This window comes from Porphyromonas uenonis DSM 23387 = JCM 13868, assembly GCF_000482365.1.
GTDB lineage: Bacteria > Bacteroidota > Bacteroidia > Bacteroidales > Porphyromonadaceae > Porphyromonas > Porphyromonas uenonis.
On sequence record NZ_AXVC01000023.1, the window covers coordinates 81,229 to 101,923 of the forward strand.

Annotated in this window: 12 protein-coding genes and 5 tRNA genes; 11 read left to right on the forward strand and 6 right to left on the reverse strand. The window is 53.2% G+C overall.

Annotated features, from left to right (window positions below; translation table 11 throughout):
- Positions 1 to 21: 21 nt before the first annotated feature.
- A complete protein-coding gene (locus tag L215_RS0101715; protein ID WP_027451246.1) occupies positions 22 to 1,623 on the reverse strand; it encodes a CTP synthase in 1,602 nt (533 codons plus the stop codon).
- A 937-nt stretch (positions 1,624 to 2,560) separates the two neighbouring features.
- Here L215_RS0101715 and L215_RS0101720 point away from each other — a divergent pair.
- The 11 genes from L215_RS0101720 (at position 2,561) to L215_RS0101770 (ending at position 17,874) form a co-directional block, all read left to right on the forward strand.
- Positions 2,561 to 2,634 (forward strand) — tRNA-Asp (locus L215_RS0101720).
- Positions 2,635 to 2,807: 173 nt separating this feature from the next.
- A tRNA-Leu gene (locus L215_RS0101725) sits at positions 2,808 to 2,891 on the forward strand.
- 59 nt (positions 2,892 to 2,950) lie between these two features.
- Positions 2,951 to 3,034, forward strand: a tRNA-Leu gene (locus L215_RS0101730).
- Positions 3,035 to 3,393: 359 nt separating this feature from the next.
- Positions 3,394 to 6,429 (forward strand): ATP-dependent Clp protease ATP-binding subunit, encoded by a 3,036-nt coding sequence (locus L215_RS0101735; RefSeq protein ID WP_025883809.1) that lies wholly within the window; start codon positions 3,394 to 3,396, stop codon positions 6,427 to 6,429.
- A gap of 30 nt (positions 6,430 to 6,459) precedes the next feature.
- Positions 6,460 to 8,529 (forward strand): molecular chaperone HtpG, encoded by a 2,070-nt coding sequence (htpG, locus tag L215_RS0101740; RefSeq protein WP_027451247.1) that lies wholly within the window; start codon positions 6,460 to 6,462, stop codon positions 8,527 to 8,529.
- A 23-nt stretch (positions 8,530 to 8,552) separates the two neighbouring features.
- Positions 8,553 to 11,843, forward strand: a complete 3,291-nt coding sequence (locus L215_RS0101745) for a S41 family peptidase (protein WP_027451248.1) — start codon at positions 8,553 to 8,555, stop codon at positions 11,841 to 11,843.
- A gap of 546 nt (positions 11,844 to 12,389) precedes the next feature.
- Complete coding sequence (locus tag L215_RS0101750) at positions 12,390 to 14,387, forward strand: DUF349 domain-containing protein (protein WP_027451249.1); 1,998 nt, start codon at positions 12,390 to 12,392, stop codon at positions 14,385 to 14,387.
- A 180-nt stretch (positions 14,388 to 14,567) separates the two neighbouring features.
- On the forward strand, positions 14,568 to 15,680 hold the full coding sequence (gene mltG, locus L215_RS0101755; protein ID WP_025884303.1) for an endolytic transglycosylase MltG: 1,113 nt from the start codon (positions 14,568 to 14,570) through the stop codon (positions 15,678 to 15,680).
- Positions 15,681 to 15,701: 21 nt separating this feature from the next.
- Positions 15,702 to 16,445 (forward strand): tRNA threonylcarbamoyladenosine dehydratase, encoded by a 744-nt coding sequence (locus L215_RS0101760; RefSeq protein ID WP_025884304.1) that lies wholly within the window; start codon positions 15,702 to 15,704, stop codon positions 16,443 to 16,445.
- Between the two features lie 14 nt (positions 16,446 to 16,459).
- Complete coding sequence (locus L215_RS0101765; protein ID WP_025884306.1) at positions 16,460 to 17,149, forward strand: ABC transporter ATP-binding protein; 690 nt, start codon at positions 16,460 to 16,462, stop codon at positions 17,147 to 17,149.
- Entirely contained in the window at positions 17,146 to 17,874 is a 729-nt protein-coding gene (locus L215_RS0101770; RefSeq protein WP_025884308.1) for a ComEA family DNA-binding protein, read from the forward strand. Before L215_RS0101765 ends, L215_RS0101770 begins: the two co-directional genes overlap by 4 nt.
- Before the next feature lie 9 nt (positions 17,875 to 17,883).
- Here the strand turns inward: L215_RS0101770 and L215_RS0101775 are convergent, their stop codons facing one another.
- The 5 genes from L215_RS0101775 to L215_RS0101795 form a co-directional block, all read right to left on the reverse strand.
- Positions 17,884 to 18,588 carry a phosphatase PAP2 family protein gene (locus L215_RS0101775; RefSeq protein ID WP_025884310.1) on the reverse strand — a complete coding sequence of 235 codons (705 nt, stop codon included), beginning with the start codon at positions 18,586 to 18,588 and terminating at the stop codon, positions 17,884 to 17,886.
- Between the two features lie 32 nt (positions 18,589 to 18,620).
- Complete coding sequence (locus L215_RS0101780) at positions 18,621 to 19,460, reverse strand: hypothetical protein (protein ID WP_025884311.1); 840 nt, start codon at positions 19,458 to 19,460, stop codon at positions 18,621 to 18,623.
- 97 nt (positions 19,461 to 19,557) lie between these two features.
- Positions 19,558 to 19,633, reverse strand: a tRNA-Gly gene (locus L215_RS0101785).
- 48 nt (positions 19,634 to 19,681) lie between these two features.
- Positions 19,682 to 19,764 (reverse strand) — tRNA-Tyr (locus tag L215_RS0101790).
- A 182-nt stretch (positions 19,765 to 19,946) separates the two neighbouring features.
- The gene (locus tag L215_RS0101795; RefSeq protein ID WP_025884313.1) at positions 19,947 to 20,429 is read right to left on the reverse strand and encodes a ferritin; all 483 of its coding nucleotides are present in this window, start codon (positions 20,427 to 20,429) and stop codon (positions 19,947 to 19,949) included.
- Positions 20,430 to 20,695 lie beyond the last annotated feature (266 nt).

Genomic DNA, 20,695 nt, shown 5'->3' on the forward strand with positions numbered 1-20,695 from the left:
AACTGCTCGAGATGTGCGCCCCTATCGATTGCTAATTGCTGAGATAAAGGCCATAAAGATCGGGCTAGGCTGCAAGACCGTGCTGCTGTACTCTGGGTGGTACTGCACACCGATGTACCAAGGGTGTCCCTCTAGCTCGAGCGCTTCGACGAGACCCGTCTCAGGATTGGTACCGACGCACTTAAAGCCAGCCTCTTCAAAGGCGGTACGGTACTGGCTGTTGAACTCATAGCGGTGTCTATGTCTCTCCGAGATCAATAGCTTGCCATAAGCTTCTGCCAGCTTAGAGCCCTCCTTCAGTTCGCACTCATAAGCACCTAGTCGCATGGAAGCGCCTAGGTCTGAGACGGCCTTCTGCTCGTCCATCAGGTCAATAATCTTATTGGTCGCTGTAGGCTTGATTTCGGTCGTGTTGCAGTCCTCTAGACCCAACACGTTTTGCGCAAACTCGATAGCCATACACTGCATACCTAGGCAGATGCCGAGCGTCGGGATCTGATGCGTACGGGTATACTCTAGAGCAATCAGTTTACCTTCTACACCCCTAGAGCCAAAGCCTGGAGCCACCACTACCCCATCGTAGCCACTCAGCAGCTTCTCCACATTGTCCTTGGTGATGCTCTCGCTATGTATCGAGGTTAGCTTGAGCTTGCGATCATGATAGACACAGCTCTGGAGCAGCGCCTCATCGATAGACTTGTAGGCATCCTGTAGCTCTACATACTTACCCACGAGGGCGATGTGTAGCTCCTTGGTAGCCGACTTCATTCGATGAACGAAGTTGCGCCACTTCTCCATTTTAGGTGTCTCGCCCACCTCTAGACCAGCTTGCTGGATCACCTGTCGATCTAGTCCCTGATCCTGTAGGAGTAGCGGTATCTCATAGATCGATGGCATATCGATACTCTGGAAGACACTCTCCTTGGAGACATTACAGAAGAGAGCCACCTTGTCTAGTAGCTCATCTCTCAGCTTATGCTCCGTACGAAGCACTAAGATGTCGGGCTGGATACCCTCCTCCTGAAGCTGCTTCACCGAGTGTTGTGTAGGCTTCGTCTTGTACTCCTTAGCAGCTGCTATGAAGGGTACATAAGTCAGATGGACGCAGACACAATGGCTCTTGAGCTCCCACTTGAGCTGACGTACACTCTCTAGAAAGGGCAGCGACTCGATATCTCCGACCACACCACCTATCTCCGTGATGACAAAGTCGTAGTGATGCTTCAGGCCCAGACGACGTACGCTCCGCTTGATTTCATCTGTGATGTGCGGGATCACCTGCACCGTCTTACCGAGGTAGTCCCCGTGGCGCTCCTTATTGATCACGCTCTGATAGATACGTCCCGTGGTGATGTTGTTCTCCCGAGAGGTGCGGATATTGAGGAATCGCTCATAGTGACCCAAGTCCAGATCCGCTTCGTGACCATCCTCTGTCACATAGCACTCACCATGCTCGTAGGGGTTGAGCGTCCCTGGGTCGATGTTTATATAAGGGTCAAACTTCTGGATCGTAACCTTGTATCCACGAGCTTGAAGCAGTTTACCAAGACTGGCGGCTACAATGCCCTTACCAAGTGAGGAGACCACGCCTCCTGTCACAAAGATGTATCGTGTATCGGTCATAACAGTGCTATATAATTATAGAGGTACCACACTCCATTAAAACTTAAGTCTGTGCAAAGGTACTAAATAGTGACCACTACGACCTCACCATTTATATATGAATCTACAGGCTGGTTCGCCCAGCAATGAATTCTAGTCGCTTGAATCATTTGCAATGGGGAGCTAGGAGCCACTCTCTGCATGCTTACGATATCACCCACACGGAGGCAAGCAAAGCTCCTTCGCAGGACTGACTCATTGTAACCAGCCGTCTAGGAGCTGCATATGACGATAACTAGGGAACACGCTTCAATTATTGATACAGAGTGACTACAGAAGCGCTCTGATTACACCTTCCTCCCGAAGAATGGAATTCCTACCTGGGAATTTGCCCAATAGCTACCTAGGAATTCCCCCAATTCCTACCTAGGAAATAAAAAATTCTTCGGAGGAATCAAATGAAACTTCGGAGGAATCAAAAAATAAGTCCGAAGAATTTTTCATTTCCTAGGTAGCAAATCAGAAATATCTACGGAGGAATTTGGGCAATTCCTAGGTAGGAATTGAAACGAGCTCATTTTTAGCATGCGTCAGCCCTGATTGCACCCCTAGTAGCCAGTGTTACTCAAACGACCTATAACCAGAGAAAAAGATTTTCCTCTGATTGAGACATGTCACAACTAGCTATGCAACAGGTCTCTAAGCTTCACTACAGGAGCGTTGTCTTGTCGCATTTTAGTCATGCCGAGTAGAAATTGACGAGATAGCAGTTGTTAGTTTCAAAAATTGTCGTACCTTTGTCACCGCTAAGGAGCAAAGGAGTGACGCTCTCGCCCTCATGGCCTAGGCTAGCGTGCCTATCTGAAGGGGTTCATCTTAGAGCTTCGCAAAAAAAAAGTCGCCTGTAGCTATTGCAGTGTTGATAAGTTTTTGTACCTTTGCAGAGCAAAACAACCGAGGTGCGGTAGTTCAGCTGGTTAGAATACCTGCCTGTCACGCAGGGGGTCACGGGTTCGAGTCCCGTCCGCACCGCTCTGATTCCTCATACGAGGTCACAGCTTCTTGACAAGATGGTCAGTAAGCATGACGGAGTAAGAGGTTTCTTAGTCTTAAGGAGATAGCGATCTCCTGATTACAGCATTTTTAGACTCCCCATTATTGCTATGGCGAGTCTTTTGTACGTACACAGGTAGTCACTGCTACAAGCCCAAGTGGCGGAACTGGTAGACGCGCTAGTTTCAGGTACTAGTAAACGCAAGTTTGTGCAGGTTCGATTCCTGTCTTGGGCACCTAGAGTTGCTATAAGCGTAGTAGTTGCTGTGAGAGACTATATAATATTATAATGTATGCGCAGGTGGTGGAATTGGTAGACACGCTACTTTGAGGGGGTAGTGCCAGCAATGGTGTGTGAGTTCGACTCTCATCCTGCGTACTACGAGAGAGACCTATTGGATGACCTTACATAGATGAGGCTTCAGTAGGTCTCTCTTTTTTGTGCCTACCCTACCTCAGCCTACACCGTTGGAGACTGTTGACTTTTGCAACAGTCTCTGTTGGGTCAATTTGTCCTATCCTCCATCTCGTCTGTCTATTTCGTCTATCTAGGACGTGGAGATGACTGATGATCGGCGCACCCCTTTGCCGTGGTACAGTTTTTGAGTACCTTTACACAGCGAGACTATTGCACGAGGGTGCCTAGCTGTGCTTTGCACCCGCATATATCGCCCAGTGCTGGAGCCGTCTAAGCGGTACGAGGCACTACATAATTCACTCTCAAGAGATAATATACGCATGAATTTCACACCATACAAACTAAGTAGTCAGGTAATCAGTGTCTTTACTAGAATTTGCACCATCGGGCTGCGATCCGGAGGCCCACTAGATATCTACCCAGCACTCTTTGCAGACTTAGCTCACCGTGATGACAGCTTCCCTAGTGTCCTCATCTTACGCACACTAGACATCCCTCTCAGTCAGATACAAGATACACTCTTTGACTGCTCTACTGCCAAGGCATATAACAGTCGTATCCAAGATATCATCACTCAGGATCACTACACGAAACCAAGTGATGAGCTCGTACGTTACTACCACGACCAACTGAAGTCTATCCTAGTGGGGGCTTGGGAGCTCTTTCCCAATCATGATGACTTTCCCGTGATTGATGCACCTCGTGTTATCGCTTATATGCTACACGAGGAGCGGCCTGATATCTATCCTTGGCCATACATGACAGCTCGACCTGCCAAGGAGGAGGTCCTAGCTAGCTATGTGCAGAATAGTCTAGAGAGTCGTACCAAGGATCAGATTATAGAGGTAGAGACTATCAATAGTGTCGAAGCAGAAGAAGACGTGATACAGACTATCCTCTCTATGGCACTATCGGATATACCTAATCCCTTGTCAGAGTTCCTGCGCTCAGAGCTTGACATAACCACCTGGAAGAAGCTTATCGAGCAAGCTTTCTTCAAGGCATCCGCATCAGACGAGACCCAGACAAAGAAGCCTGCTAGTGACTTTGATCCTAGTGGCATTGTAAAGCAGGTGGAGGTCTTTGTCTCTCAAAACGATCCCAATGGCGAGCCCGACAAGAACTCTATGCGTGCCGTACCTCTAGAGGAGCTACCCGAAGAGATTCAAGAGCATATCAAGGCGATCATACGTCACGAGCAGAGCAAGGTAACGCAAAACTCGGGAAGCAACCCCTTTGACCTATCTGCCGAGAGCGAGAGTAATAAGGAGGAGAAGGCTTCTGACAAGTCTAGCAAGCGCTCTAAGACGCCTGCGCTAGATGCCTTTGCGACCAACCTTAACCAGCTCGCTAAGGATGGCAAGCTAGACCCGATGATCGGGCGTGCTAAGGAGCTAGAGCGTATCACACATATCCTCTGTCGCCGACAGAAGAACAATCCCGTGCTGATTGGAGAGGCGGGTGTCGGTAAGACAGCCGTCGCCGAGGGCTTGGCACAGCTCTTAGCTCGCGATGAGGTGAGCTACAAGCTTCGTGGCAAGGTGCTTTACAGCGTAGACTTGGCACAGATGCTAGCCGGCACACGCTACAGAGGAGACTTTGAGGAGCGATTTAAGGCGCTACTCAAGGAGGCTGAGATGCTGGGCAATACGATCCTACTCTTTGACGAGATACACACGCTGATGGGCGCAGGCTCGACAGAGGGCAGTATGGATGCCTCCAATATGCTCAAACCCGCCCTAGCTCGTGGCACGATACAGGTCATCGGAGCTACCACACTGGATGAGTATCGCAGGACCATTGAGAAGAACGGAGCCTTGGCGCGTCGCTTTCAGAAGGTGATGATCGAGCCAAACACGCCCGAGGAGACGCTCGAGATCTTGCGTCAGCTGCGAGGACGGTATGAAGAGTTTCACCATGTACACTACAGCGACGAGGCTTTGATAGCTATGGTGCGCCTGACCAATAGATATATCTACGATCGCTACTTCCCCGACAAGGCTATTGACGTCCTGGACGAGGTGGGAGCGAGTATGCACCTCAAGGGCAAGGTGGGTGAGAGCGACAAGGTCGCTTCGCTCAGACAGCAGCTACGTACCTATCGGGCGTCTCGTGACAAGGCGGTACGCGAGAGCAACTACGACACTGCCATGACCCTCAAAGTGCAGGAAGAATTAGTCCAAAAAGAGGTGGACGAGGAGCTAGAGAAAGTACATGCCGAGGAGGCAGCCACCTATTTACCAGTAGATGAGGAGGCGGTCGCCAAGACGGTCTCTATGATGAGCGGCGTGCCTATCTCTAACATTAGTCAGGAGGAGCACGCTAAGCTACGCCAGATGCGCCAGACGCTCAAGGATATAGTGATCGGTCAGGACGATGCGATCGACAAGGTGGTCAAAGCGATACAGCGCAACCGCCTCGGCTTGGGTAGCGACAAGCGACCCATCGGAAGCTTCCTCTTCCTCGGTCCGACAGGTGTCGGCAAGACCTATCTAGCTAAGAAGCTTGCCGAGCTACTCTTTGACGATGAGGACGCACTCATACGTATTGATATGAGTGAATATATGGAGTCGTTCAACGTCTCTCGTCTCGTGGGCGCAGCCCCTGGCTACGTCGGCTACGATGAGGGCGGACAGCTCACGGAGCAGGTGAGACGCAAGCCTTACTCGGTCGTACTCTTTGACGAGCTGGAGAAGGCGCACCCGGACGTTTACAATATACTCCTGCAGATCCTCGACGATGGCTTCATCACCGCTGCCGATGGTACGCACGTGAGCTTCAAGAATACAGTCATCATCCTGACGAGCAACATTGGTACGCGTCAGCTTAAGGACTTTGGCGCTGGCGTTGGCTTCCGTCAGGAGGTGCAGCTTAGTCAGACGGAGCAGGAGGCTTTGCTGAGCAAGCAGCTCAAGAAGCACTTTAGCCCTGAGTTCCTCAACCGTCTTGATGAGACGATCTACTTCGCCAGCCTGGAGAAGGAGGATATCCGCAAGATCGTAGATGTGGAGCTACGTCCTATCATGGCGCGTATCTCCGAGCAGGGATACAACCTTGTGGTCACTCCCTCGGCAAAGGACAAGCTCGCCGATGTGGGCTTTGACCTAGAGTACGGTGCTAGACCGCTCAGACGTGCCCTACGTCACTGGATCGAGGACAAGCTGACGGATCTCATCCTCGATGGTGAGGCAAATGTGGGCGACACGGTGCGTCTGCGTGTCTCTGAGGGCGAACTCCTCATGGAGGTGGACAAGCGTCTGCCGCAAAAGGAGGCACAAGCAAAGAGCGATGAAGCAACCTTAGGCTTCGCCCTACCCTCTTTCACCTCAACGAGTCAGAAAGGTGGTGAGCGATAAGCCATCAAACTAGACAAACAATACAAGCTTATGAATAGTAATAAAGGACAAATCGGGGTTACGAGTGAAAATATATTCCCCGTCATCAAGAAGTTTCTCTATAGTGAGCATGATATATTCCTCCGCGAGATTGTGTCCAACGCAGTCGATGCGACGACCAAGCTGCGCGCTCTGATAGCTCGTGGCACGGAGGTGGGCAGCACTGAGGATCTCCGTGTAGAGGTCCTACTAGATAAGGAGGCGCGCACGCTGACCGTACGAGACTACGGTATCGGCATGACCGCCGACGAGGTGGAGCGCTACATTAATCAGATAGCCTTCTCTGGAGCAGAGGACTTTCTGGAAAAGTACAAAGATGCTTCGGGTAATATCATCGGACACTTCGGACTAGGCTTTTACTCAGCCTTTATGGTCTCCGACCGTGTCGAGATAGACACCCTCTCCTACCAGCCAGACGCGCAGCCAGTACACTGGAGCTGTGACGGTTCGCCCGCCTACGAGATGAGTACGGGTAGCCGTACCGAGCGTGGCACCGACATTATCATGCATCTGGACGAAGAGAGCAGCGAGTTCCTCGAGCAGTCACGCATCGAGGAGCTACTGACGAAGTATTGTCGCTTTCTCCCGATCCCCATCATCTTTGGCAAGAAGCAAGAGTGGAAGGAGGGCAAGATGCAGGACACCGATGAGGACAATGTGATCAACGATACCAACCCGATCTGGCTTCGCAAGCCACAAGACCTTACAGACGAAGACTATCGTGAGTTCTACCGTAAGCTTTACCCAGGAGCTGACGAGCCACTCTTTTGGATACACCTTAATGTGGACTACCCCTTCACCCTAACAGGTGTACTCTATTTCCCCAAGGTGAGCAACAAGGTGGATCTGCAGAGCAACAAGATCAAGCTCTACTGCAATCAGGTCTTTGTGACTGACGAGGTGGAGAGCATCGTGCCTATGTACTTGACTTTGCTCCACGGTGTGATCGACTCGCCAGACATACCGCTCAATGTGTCGCGCTCTTACCTACAGTCCGACAGCAATGTCAAGAAGATCAGTAGCTACATCACGAAGAAGGTGGCCGACAAGCTGGAGGAGATCATGAAGAATGACCGTCCCACCTACGAGGCTAAGTGGCCCGACCTCTCGGTCTTCATACATTATGGTATCCTCACCGATGAGAAGATGGAGGAGCGTGCGCTCAAGTCGCTGCTCCTACTGGAGGATGTGGCTGGAAAGTTCTACACACCCGAGGAGTATCGCGAGCTGGTCAAGAGCAATCAGACCGACAAGGACGGCAAGCTCGTCTACCTCTACGCTACCGATCCTGAGGCGCAGTACAGCTACATCCAGGCTGCCGAAGCTAAGGGGTACAACGTACTCCACATGCACGGCATGCTCGATACACCCTTACTCAATCATCTAGAGCAAAAGTGGGAGAACACGCACTTCGTACGTGTAGACAGCGACACGGTCGACCAATTGATCCAGCGTGACGACACGACGACCGACGCTTCCGCACAGGAGACTGAGATCATGCGTAGCCTCTTTGCCAAGGCGCTTCCAACGGGCGAGGTCAACTATCAGGTCTTCCTACGCAACATGGGTCCGGAGGCTCAGCCGGCAGTAATTACCCGTATGGAGTGGATGCGCCGTATGAAGGAGATGTCGCAGTATCAGCCTGGAGCTTCCTTCTACAACTCACTCCCCGACAGCTATTCGCTCGTACTCAACGCCGACCACCCGCTCATCAAGAGCTTACTAGAGGGTGAGGGCAAAGAGCTTGAGCCACAGCTTGCGTCTCTGCGCTCTCAGCTCGCCACGCTCCAAGAGCAAGTCACCGAGCTAGACAAGGAGACCAAGGAGCAGACCGAGTCTACCGAGGAGCAAAAGAAAGAGCTACAAGATAAGAAGGAGGCTCTCCACAAGCAGCAAGAAGAGCTACACGGCGAGATGCAAAGCTCCTTCGACCAGTACACCGAGAAGCAGCCTGTGATACGTCATATCGTCGAGCTGGCTCTACTCTCAGCTGGTGAACTACGAGGCGTTGCCCTACAAGAGTTCATCAAGCGCACTACCGAACTTCTATCGTCTAAGTAAATACCCCTAAGAATATCCGTTTTATGAAGAGGAACACTTCCCTTTGCAAGCGTCTCCTACTCCTACTAGCCCTCTCAGCCACCTGGCTCGTGGGGGCTGTAGCGCAGGAGACACCCCGCTGGCTACGCTATGCCCAGATCTCACCAGATGGTAATCAGATAGCCTTTTGCTACCAAGGCGACATCTACATTGTCGACGCTATTGGTGGCGAGGCGCGTCTCCTAACTGGCTCCGATGGGTACGAGTCACATCCCACATGGAGTCCCGATGGCAAGCGCATCGCCTTCATGAGCAATCGTGATGGGCACCGCTCCATCTACACTATGTCAGCCCTCGGTGGAGATGTCAAGCGCATCACACGCCACTCGGGCAATAGCCATACCGTCGAGTGCTACACGCCCGACGGTCGTTTTATCATTATGTCCGAAGCACTCCAGCAGCCTGCCACCAGTGCGCTCAACCCTACGGGTATCCTCTCACAGCTCTACATGATACCTGTCGATGGTGGCACGCCTATGCTCTATAACGCTCGCCCACTCGAGGCTGTCACTTTCAGCCATCGTGGCGACCGCTACGTAGCGCAGGACATCAAGGGCTTTGAGAATAAGTGGCGCAAGCACCACACCAGTTCCGTCACACGAGACATTTATATAGTAGACCCCAAAAGTGGAGCCACTACCGCCTGCACACTAGAGCCAGGCGAAGACCTCTCACCCGTCTTCGGACCCGATGACCAGACCGTTTACTTCATTAGCGAGCGTGGCAAAAGCAATTCGCTCAACGTCTGGAAGCAGCGCATCGGCGAGCAGACCGCTCAGCAGGTGACCAGCTTCCGCAATCATCCCGTACGCTTCCTCAGCATCTCACGCTCCGGACGGCTCTGCTTTGCCTACGATGGCGACCTTTACACCATGACCGAGGGACGCTCCCCGCAGAAGGTACAGATCACCCTGCGCACCGAAGGTCCTAAGGACAAAGTGTACCGCCGCACAGCCAGCAGTGGAGGTAGCTCCTTCACGCCCAGCAGTGACGGCAAGCAGCTAGCCTTCATCATGCGTGGTGATGTTTACGTCACCTCTGTCGAGCATGGCACGACGAAGCGCATCACCCAGAGCGCCGGCGCCGAGGAGAGTGTTACCTGGAGTCCCGACAGCAAGACGCTCGTCTACGACTCACGCCGTGACGGCAAGCATATCCTCTACAAGGCGACCATCGCCTCGGACAAGGAGCTAGACTTCGCCTCTGCTACCATTATCAAGGAAGAGCCCCTCATGCCCGAGTGCAAGATGGAGCAAGCCCTACCCCAGTACTCTCCCGATGGCAAGCAGATCGCCTTCGTCGGTGACCGCAAGCGCATCTATACCTATAATGTCGAGAGCAAGAAGCTCACACAGGTCACCAGTGGTAAGGATCAACCCGAGATGCACGGCTACATCAGTTTCGAGTGGAGTCCTGACAGCCGCTGGATAGCCTTCGGATATACACCCAATGTGCATGCGCCCTTTGGTGATGTAGGCTTGGTAAAAGCGACTGGAGGTGAGGTGATCAACCTAACCAATACGGGTTACTTCAGCGACCTCACGGGCTGGGTTATGGGTGGCAATGCTATCCTCTTCACCTCAGACCGATACGGTATGCGCAACCACGCTTCGTGGGGCTCTATGAGCGACGCTTTCCTCGTCTTCCTCAACCGCAAGGCGTACGAGAAGTTTAACATGACACCCGAGGAGCGCGACCTCTACGACCGCGCTGGACTAGACACCCTGCAGTATGGTTCCGAACCTGCTCCTGCCGAGAGTGCTAAGAAGAAGGACGAGACCAAGCCGATCGTCGTCGAGATCCAGGGCATCGAAGACCGCATCGTACGGCTTACGCCCAATTCGAGCGACCTCGCAGACGCTTATGTTGATGCCGACGGGAAGAATCTCTACTACCTCTCAGCCTTTGAGGGTGGGTACAACCTTTGGCAGACAGATCTGCGCGAAGGCAATACCTCGATGCTACGTAAGCTAGATCTCTCGGGCAGTGCCTACATGCGTCCCACACCCAAGGGGGATAAGATCTTCGTTGTATCCTCAGGCCGAGTACAGTGCTTTACGCCTGCCTCTAAGAAGTTTGAGTCAGTCAACTACCGTGCTCGTGTGGAGTTAGACAGCTATGCCGAGCGCGAGGCGATGTACGACTTTATGGTTCGCGAGGAGGGACTACGCTTCTACCGAGCAGACATGCACGGTGTAGACTGGAAGGGTCTGACTGACCACTACCGCCAGTTCTTGCCCCACATAGCGACGAACGAGGACTTCTCCGAGATGCTCAGCGAGATCCTGGGCGAGCTCAATGTATCGCACACTGGCTCAGGCTACAGGCAGAGCTCTAGCGAGCCAGCTACGGGTCATCTGGGTCTACTCTACAACTGGTACGCCCTACCCCTCGAGGGTATCCTCGTCGACGAGATTGTGACGGGCGGCCCCTTCGACACCTACCTGACCAAGCTACAGCCTGGTGACCGCATCGTTGCGATCAACGGGACACGCATCAATCACCACACCGACTGGCGTGACCTCCTCGCAGGCACTACGGGCACACTCACGGCTGTTACCTTCTATAGTAATAAGGAGCAAAAGGAAATCACCGAGGCTGTCCGTCCGATCTCTTCAGGTAAGTTCTCGGGGCTACTCTACAAGCGCTGGGTCAAGGCTCGCGAAGCTGAGGTGCAGCGTCTCTCTAATGGTCGTCTCGGCTATGTACACATCCCGAGCATGGGCGACGACGAGTTCCGCACCGTCTACAGTGAGGTGATGGGCAAGTACTACCAATGCGACGGTATCATCATCGACATCCGCTACAACGGTGGTGGTCGTCTGCACGAAGACCTCGAGACCTTCTTCAGCGGCAAGGCTTATCTGCAGCAAGAGGTGCGTGGGCAGAACTACTGCACGATGCCTAGCAAGCGCTGGACTAAGCCCTCAGTCATGCTCGTCTGCGAGGCTGACTACTCCAATGCGCACGGATCTCCTTGGGTCTACCAGACCCTCGGCATGGGCAAGGTAGTCGGTATGCCAGTGCCAGGCACTATGACCTCGGTCAACTGGGTCACGATGCAGAACCCGCTGCTCTTCTTCGGCATCCCCGCCGTAGGGTATCGCACCCAGCAGGGAGACTTCCTCGAGAATAAGCAGCTCGAGCCCGATGTCGTGGTACCGCTCGACTATAACCGCGTCCTCGACGGGCACGACAGCCAGCTAGAAGCTGCCGTACGCGTACTCCTTGAGGAGGTCAAGGCGCATCCGCAGCCCACCTTCCCCAAGCGATAAACGCCAACCGAACAAGCACCGCCTAACCTGCGGTAAGAGCCAACATACACAGTGAGGAGCATTGCGCCTCCCCACTAAATCCCCAAAGAGAGGAGATGTCTTCATCGGCATCTCCTCTCTTTTCTTCGTCTCATCTGCCTCTTTCCTTGGTTCCATCGGGTGAAACTGTAGTTTCACCTAGGAGAAACTCTAGTTTCATGCGGGAGAAACTCCAGTTTCATACGGAAGAAACTCTAGTTTCTCACCGAGGAAAATCAATTTTCTCATGGAAGAAAATCTTTTGCCACGGGGAAGGCACGCTCCAATCCCCAAGAATTAGTTATCTTTGCATTCAGAGTAACGAAGGCTGACACAGCGCTACGTTTTTATAAACCACCGCTACAGCCTCGTGACTCTACCCTGTAGCGAGACGAGTCTCGTGGCTGACTCACGGAGAGCGCCCTGCCGTCCACTACACCGACCGAATAGCAGACGAGGAGCTTGCACCCTGCAGTGGGGTCTACCGAGACTCCTCGACATTAGTAACACATCTAGAATCATCTCGATATGAATCTTATCCCACAAGAAGAGAACAACAATCAGAGCTCAGCTCTCGACCAGACGACTAACACAGCATCAGCACAGGAGGCGACGACCACTCCAGAGACATCACCATCACCTGAGACGGTGGCGCAGACGCCTCTAGAGGAGCCCGTAGCGGAGGCTGTAACGACTGAGGATTCAGCCGAGAAGATTCCAGCCCCCACCGAAGAGCTAACCGAGGAGGAGCGTCAGTATCAGAAGCTACTCAACAAGAGCGATGCAGACATTGCCAAGATGAGCTGCGCACAGATCACCGACGACGTGGTACTCCTGCTACAAAGTGGCGAGCTACCTCCACGCTCCATCATTGATCGCTACAAGAGCGTCTTCTACAGCAAGATGAATAGCTATCTCAACACCGTCTCTGAGGAAAACGCTAAGCTCCGTGCCGATGCTGAGGCGCAGGAGATAAGGCTCAAGGAGCTCCTCAATGACTTTAAGGAGCGCAATCGCAAGCGCCAGGAGGAGATTGCCGAGGAGCAGAAGGCTAACCTAGAGGTAAAGCGTGAGCTTCTAGATCGTCTGCGCAAGCTGCTCACATCGAGCGAAAGCTTTAGCGTCATCAGCAAGGAGTATCGTGAGATTACCGATAGCTGGCGCAATGCGGGTGCTGTGCCTCCCGGTGATATGCGCCAGACACAGGGCGAGTTTGAGCATCTGAGAGAGCAGTTTTACGACCTGCAGCAGATCAACAACGAGTTCCGTGACTACGACTTCAAGAAGAACCTCGAGGCCAAGGAGGCGATCATACAGCGTGCTAAGGAGCTGGCTGAGTCTACCGATGTGACCCAAGCAGCTCGCGAGCTACAAGACCTACACCACCGCTGGCGTGACGTGGGGCCTGTGGCTAAGGAGCTTCGCAAGGATCTGTGGAAGCAGTTTCAGGAGCTTTCGGCACAGATCAACTTCAACAACCAAGAGTATCGCAACCAGCAGCGCACGCAGGAGGGCGAAAACGAGACTATCAAGCGGGGCATCATCACGCAGATAGAGGCTATCAACCCGAACGATATCCACACTTTCAAGGATTGGCGCACCTTCACCGACCAAATCAAGGAGCTGCAAGCTCAGTGGCGCAAGACGGGTCGCGTGCCTCGTGCCGTCAGCGAGGAGCTATACCTCCACTTTAGGACAGCTTGCGACATATTCTTTGACAAGCGCAAGGAGTTCATGCGTGACCGCAACAAGCTCATCAGCGAGCAGGGCGACCGCAAGCGCGCTATAATCGAGGAGATCGAGCAAATCGTAGCTGAGGAGCGCTGGCCTGAGGGGCACAGCCGCATACAGGAGCTACAGACGGAGTGGAACGAGCTAATCCACACCAACAAGCATCAGGCTCTCTTCAAGCGCTTCCGTGAAGCTTGCGACAATTACTATACGCACCACAAAGCGCTCTATCAGGCGCAGCGTGAGGAGAGCAAAGAGTCGGTGGCCACGGCTAAGCAACTCCTAGCTCGTGCTCATGAGCTGGCTGCCATCGAGGCTCCGACCGACGCTGATCGTGAGGCGGCAGTGACCCTGCAGAGAGACTTTAACCAGCTGGGCTACATGCCTCGCAAGACACGCCGTAAGCTACAGGACGAGCTGAAGGAGCAGATGGATGCTTTCTTCAACAAGCTGAGAGCTAGCGACAGACCTCGTGGCGACAGACGTGGCAATCGCAACAATAATCGGCGCAACTTCGGTCCCGCCAGTCCTTACGGTGAGGAGTACGACAAGATACTCCGCAGGAAGGAGCAACTGGAGAGCGACCTGCAGACCTATAGCAATAACAAGGAGCGCCTGAGTGTGACCAGTAGTGCGGGAGAGAATCTGCTCAAGATGCTTGAGGAGCGTTGCGAGGCAATGCAACAAGAGATCGACGAGCTAGACCTCAAGCTACGCGATATACGTAAGGAGCAGAGAGCACAGCAGGAAGGTGACGCACCTGCTCCCGAGGCCGCACAGCCAGAGGAGAAGTAAACTGCTCCGCACAGCCTTTTATGCTTAGGCATCCAGCATCTAGGAGAGCTACCTCTCCTACGCTATGACACAAGAAAGTACCCACAAGAGACTACCCCACTCCGCCATTAGCGAGTGCGTCCTCCCTTGTGGGTACTGTTTTATTAGCATCCGTTTTTACTAACTGAATAGCCCTCATCTATGTCACGAAGTCGCAAATCTAAGTCTAGACAATGGCGTCCCTCATACTTCAACGACACTTCACGTCGCAGTCATCGCAATAGATCGTCTAGACGTACTGGTACATTTTTCCTTTCGATCCTGATCGTCATACTACTCTTGCTCTCGTGTGCGGCCTACCTACTACTGCGCCCCGCTGGTAGCTCCAGTCAGCAGGAGTGCTATGCCTACGTCACGGACACGACTAGTGGCGAGGCACTGATGACGACTATAGCTCAGGAGCTAAAGGTCAAGAACCCCGCCCTCCTCCGTAGCGTGGCACACGTCATACGTCTAGACAATAAGTTGCGTCCAGGACGCTACCGTTTGACGCCAAAGATGAGCATCCTCTCTATTTGCAAGAAGATAGCCTACGAAGCGCAAGACCCTGTCAAGCTCGCTTTCTCCTCTATACGTACTCAGGAGGAGCTGATCGACAAGCTGACAGCACCGCTAGAGATAAGTGCTGAGGCGCTACGCACACTACTGCGAGACTCCGTCTATTGCGATTCGTTAGGGTTTACGACGGAGACCGTGCGCTGTATGTTCCTCCCCGACACCCACGAGGTCTATTGGACGACCACACCGAGGGAGCTCCTGCACAAGTATGAGCAAAGCTACCACAAGTTCTGGGACAAGCAGCGCACCGCACTAGCTCAGGAGATGGGGCTCACGCCTGTAGAGGTCTCGATCATCGCATCAATCGTTGAGGAGGAGTCCAGCAAGACGGACGAGTATGGCGACATCGCCGGGCTTTACATCAATCGCCTACACAAGGGGATGCCACTACAGGCGGACCCAACGCTTAAGTTTGCCTCGGGCAACTTCACGGCTCAGCGTATCGGAGGCGAATTGCTTAAGATCGACTCGCCCTACAACACCTACAGATACAAAGGTCTTCCACCTGGTCCTATCCGCTATCCGCAGATGACCACGATAGATGCCGTGCTGCACCGTAAGCCGCATGACTACTTATATATGTGTGCTCGGGCAGACTTCTCGGGATATCACGCTTTTGCCACTACCTATGCGGAGCATATGCGCAATGCGAAAGCTTATCAGACAGCTCTAGACGAGCGAGGCATCACGGAGTAGCTAGACGAGATGATAACACCTATGGAAGGCATACCGCACTGGCTGGAGCGTACGGAGCTACTCCTCGGGGGCGAGACGCTGCAGCGCCTTGCCGACAAGCATATCCTCGTCGTGGGGCTCGGCGGTGTGGGGAGTAAGGCGTGCGAAATCTTGGCGCGCTCCGGTATCGGTCGCTTTACGCTCGTAGACCACGACAAGGTCGATGAGACCAATATCAACCGTCAAGTGATAGCCTTTAGAGATACCATAGGTCGTCCTAAGGTGGAGCTGGTGGAGGAACTACTGCATCGGATCAATCCGGACATAGCAGTGGAGACGCACGCCGCCTATCTCTCGGGGGACAACATCCCCACGCTCCTCTCGGCGCATCACTACGACTACATCCTAGACTGCATCGACACGCTCACGCCTAAGTGCGAACTCATCCTCACCGCGCATCAGCTAGGTATCCCAATCATCAGCGCTATGGGCGCAGGAGCTAAGCTAGATCCGCAGCGGGTTTCGGTAGCGCCGATGAGCAAGACGCATATCTGCGCCTTGGCTCGCTTCGTGCGCAAGCGACTTCGCCAGCTAGAGGCGCCTCGATCTGTCTTTGCCACGCCATGTGTCTACAGTAGCGAGCCTTCGCATGAGGAGGCTATACGTGCCCTCCCTCACGGTGATCAGAACAAGCGTAGCATCGTCGGGACAATCTCCTACATGCCTCAGCTCTTCGGCCTTAACATGGCAGCCTACGTACTACAAGACCTCTCTACTCCTCAGTAAAAACGACTAAGCTTATGTCTTCGCCTCTCGTTACTCTAGACTCTATCTGCAAGTCCTTTGGCTCTCTGCAAATACTCAAAGAGATAACTCTCTCGATACATCAAAGTGAGATAACCTCTATCGTCGGGCCTAGCGGTGCGGGCAAGACGACGCTCCTGCAGATCATCGGCACGCTACTCAAGCCTGACAAGGGGCAACTGCTCATCAACGGGGTTGATCCTTTTACCCTCTCGGCTCAGAAGCAGGCGCACTTTCGCAATAGTCAGATAGGCTTCGTCTTTCAGTTTCACCAGTTGCTACCTGAGTTCACGGCTGTAGAAAATGTAGCCATCCCCGCCATGATCGCTGGCATGAGCAAGCGTCAAGCACTCAGCGAAGCGGAACAGATACTGACACAGCTCGGGCTAGCCGATCGTCTTAAGCACCGTCCGGCACAGCTCTCGGGAGGTGAGAAGCAGCGCACAGCTGTGGCGCGTGCACTGATCAATCGTCCCACGCTCATCCTAGCCGACGAACCCTCTGGGAGCCTTGACACACAGCGCAAGGAGGAGCTCATTGAGCTATTCTTCGAGTTACGAGACCAGCTCGGACAGACCTTCCTAATCGTGACGCACGACGAAGACTTTGCGCAGCGAGCCGACCGCACCATCTCACTCCAAGATGGACGCATCATAGCCGACACCGCTACTTCGGGAGAGTTATGAGTAGCTTCAAGAGAGGACGCATAGAGACTTGGGTGCTGATAGCCGTCAGTCTCATCATACTCTCGGCCATCGGCAAGGTGCTTTGGGACAATAATTACAATGCGCAGCCGCTTGCATCACTGGCGGGGCAGACGATGGGTGAGCAAATGGGCTCTCTCCCCACAGACTCCACACAAAGACGAGCTAGTGGAACCTATGCACCACCCGTACAACCAGATAAGCCCCACAAGGAGGGGAGCAACGCCTCGCAAGGTGTCGAGCTGTCGGCCGATTACGTGGGAGCGCCTGACCGCCCGCAGTACACTTCGCAGCCGAAGCTCCGAGAGGGACAGCGCATAGACCTTAATAGTGCTGACACATTGGCACTCCAACAAGTTCCCGGCATCGGTCCCAGCTTTGCCAGGCGCATCGCTAGGTATCGCGACCAGCTAGGCGGTTACTACACCGTGCTACAGCTACAAGAGATCTTCGGCATGGAGCCAGATAGGTACCAGCGTATCAAGCCCTTCTTCTATATCGGGGTGAAGAACTACAGTACCTCCTTCCAGTCCCTACGTAGCGACAACATCCCCGCTCACCCCTACCTTAACTACCGCCAGCAAATGGCTCTCGCGCGGAGCATTCGTAAGAACGGCTCCATAGATTCGTGGCACCGCATCATGAGTCTTGAGGAGTTCAATCGAGATGATAGCGTACGCCTCTCCCACTACTTTCACTTCGATTGAGCGCGTAGCCTACCAGCCCGCCTGCCCTTTCATCACGCCCATCAGCTCTCCAGCAAAAGCAAAGAGGAAGAGGATGTAGACGCAAAGGAATGCGGTCAAATATCCGATTGTCGAGGCGCAGAGACGGCTTTGAGGTGCCGAGGGGTGTACGTTGTAGAGCTTGACACGTAGCCAGCGATAGAGCAGATAGACTAAGTATCCTAGCAGAAGTCCTAGACAAGCACCTGGCACCACGTCTGTGATAAAGTGAACGCCTAGATAGATGCGGCTATAAGCTGTCGTCAAGGCTAGCGCAAAGACTACAAGCGTGTACCAGCGATTGCGAAAAGCCAGTGAGGTAAACATCGCCAGCCCCATAAAGTTGGTCGCATGCCCTGAGATGAAGCCATACCCCCAGGCTTTGTATCCATAGACCGACTGCACTAAGTCTGCCGTCAGGGGATGGTAAGAGGGCCTTAACCGCTCAAAGTAAGGCTTGATCAAACCACTAGAGAGCTGGTCAGCTACCGTGATCAGAAGCGCCAGCATAAGCACGAGAAGGATAGACTCACGGAGAGGCTTCTTGACAAAAAGGAAGACAACCAGTCCGAAAGCAACTGCAATCCACGGCCAGCGTGAGGAGATGAGATACATAAAGGCATCCCAGTAAGGGGTGTGGGCAGCGTTGAGCGTGAGAAAGAGCGAGCGCTCCCAGAGAGCTAATTGTTCGGCCATATCTTCGTTACGTTGACTTCCAAGAGAGATAATTATTGATTGATAGCGACAGGCTCTACATAGGCTTTAGGTAGCCACCCCTCTGTCCCATCAGGTAGCACGACATGCAGATAGGAGCCCCCCTCGGCTGTAGATGCGATGCGCAGCTCGGCACCATCGTACAGCTCCGTCACAGGCTCAGCCACTGCGGGGTCATCCTCTAGAGCATATAGCGGAGCCTTGACACTGCACACGATCGCTACGTCCGTCTGCTTATCATAGTGACGACGATGTAGTATCATCAGTAAGGTACAGCCCCACAAGAATAGCAGAATAAGCATCGCATAGAAAGATGTGCGTCGCACCCTCCTTGATCGCCCCAAGAAGAAAGCCAAGCAAGTGACTATAGCCCCCACAAAAAGCACAATGGATATAACCAGCCAACCACTCATAGGGAGTGCATAAGCACAGGCATCTGCCCAGCGCCGTACGATCGGGTACTCCATGGCGGGCATATTCATCCTCGCCTCTTCGGCTAGGCGCAGATTGTGTCGTGCTTCCTTATAGTCTGGCGTCAGCAGTAACGCTCTGCGATAGCTCAGGATAGCCCATCCCCGCTGCTCCGTCTGGCTATAAGCGACACCTGCACGGTAGTAGCAAAGGCTCTGCAGACTTTCTCTCCCAGAGCACTCCTCAGCGGCACGGTCGTACATCTTAGCAGCTTGCTCATAGCGTCCCGCCTTGTAGAGCGTGTCCGCCTCCACAAAGGTCTGCGGTAGTTGCTCCGTATCCGAGAGGTCTGCACGACCACAAGAGCATAAGAGGAGCCACCCCACAAGAAGTGTCACCAAGACACTGCACACGCACTTACCGCCTCTATCTAGTATCATCATATATTTAACTCACTTTCCCTACATTGGCTCAGGACAGGCTCTCCTGATACAAAAAAAGAGCGGCAACTCGTACCGCTCTATCAATCATTTACTCACTTGGAGCGGAAGACGGGGCTCAAACCCGCGACCCTCAGCTTGGAAGGCTGATGCTCTATCAACTGAGCTACTTCCGCATATACACGACTGACCGTATCAGTCGCCCGAAGGCCGTAACTACGTCGTGGGCAGTGATGGATTCGAACCACCGTAGGCTTACGCCAGCTGAGTTACAGTCAGCCCCATTTGGCCACTCTGGTAACTGCCCCTTCGGTCGTCCAGATTGCTCTGTCAACGCCTTCGTGAGTGCAAAGGTACAAAAAACTTTTGTCTCTGCAACTGCCTAAGCACCTCAAATTGCTGAAAAAGCATACAAGGCATAGTAGTCAGAGAGTCACCCCCTCTCATTACTATGCCTCATACGTTACTATATCATTGAGCGACTATCTCTTATCGCTGAGCGAGCTTTGCATTGACGAGGTAGAGCCCCTTATCGCTAGCCATACGTAGCTGATCTATGATGCCGAGGACGGTGTCTTCCTCCTCAACCTGCTCATCGATATAACGCTTAAAGAACGAGCTGGTAGCGTAGTCATTCGCCTCTAGCGCCTCTTTATAGATGTTGTGTATCAGCTCCGTGACGTGGCACTCGTGCTTGTAAGCTGCCTCAAAGAGCTCGATGGGCTTACCAAAGTGCTGTGGCATCTCGGCTACACCTGTCAGCTGTGGCTTCCCAGAGCGCAGCTGTAGGTAGTGAGCGATCTCGAGGGCATGCTCGATTTCCTCGTGGTACTGCTGGAGGAACCAATGAGCAAAGCCATCATAACCCTCATCTTGCATCTGGAAGGACATGGCGAGGTAAAGGTATGCTGCGTGAAGCTCCTCATTAATTTGTGCATTGACCAAAGTGGCCATCTTGTCGTTGATCTTCATACTGTCTTGATTTGAGTTTTACTTTGCGGACGTCTTCTCCGTCCGGCAGTGCAAATATAGCAAATATTCTTCAGCTGAAGACTATGCCGACCAGGGCTGACGCATGCTAAAAATGAGCTCGTCTCATTTCCTACCTAGGAATTGCCCAAATTCTGTCCTCTCCTGAAATAGTACACAGTTGGGGAGCCAACCCCAACAGCAATGAAACCAGAAAAAAGTAAACGAGGACGAAAGGGATATCCCCTAGATTTCAAGTGGAGAGTCAT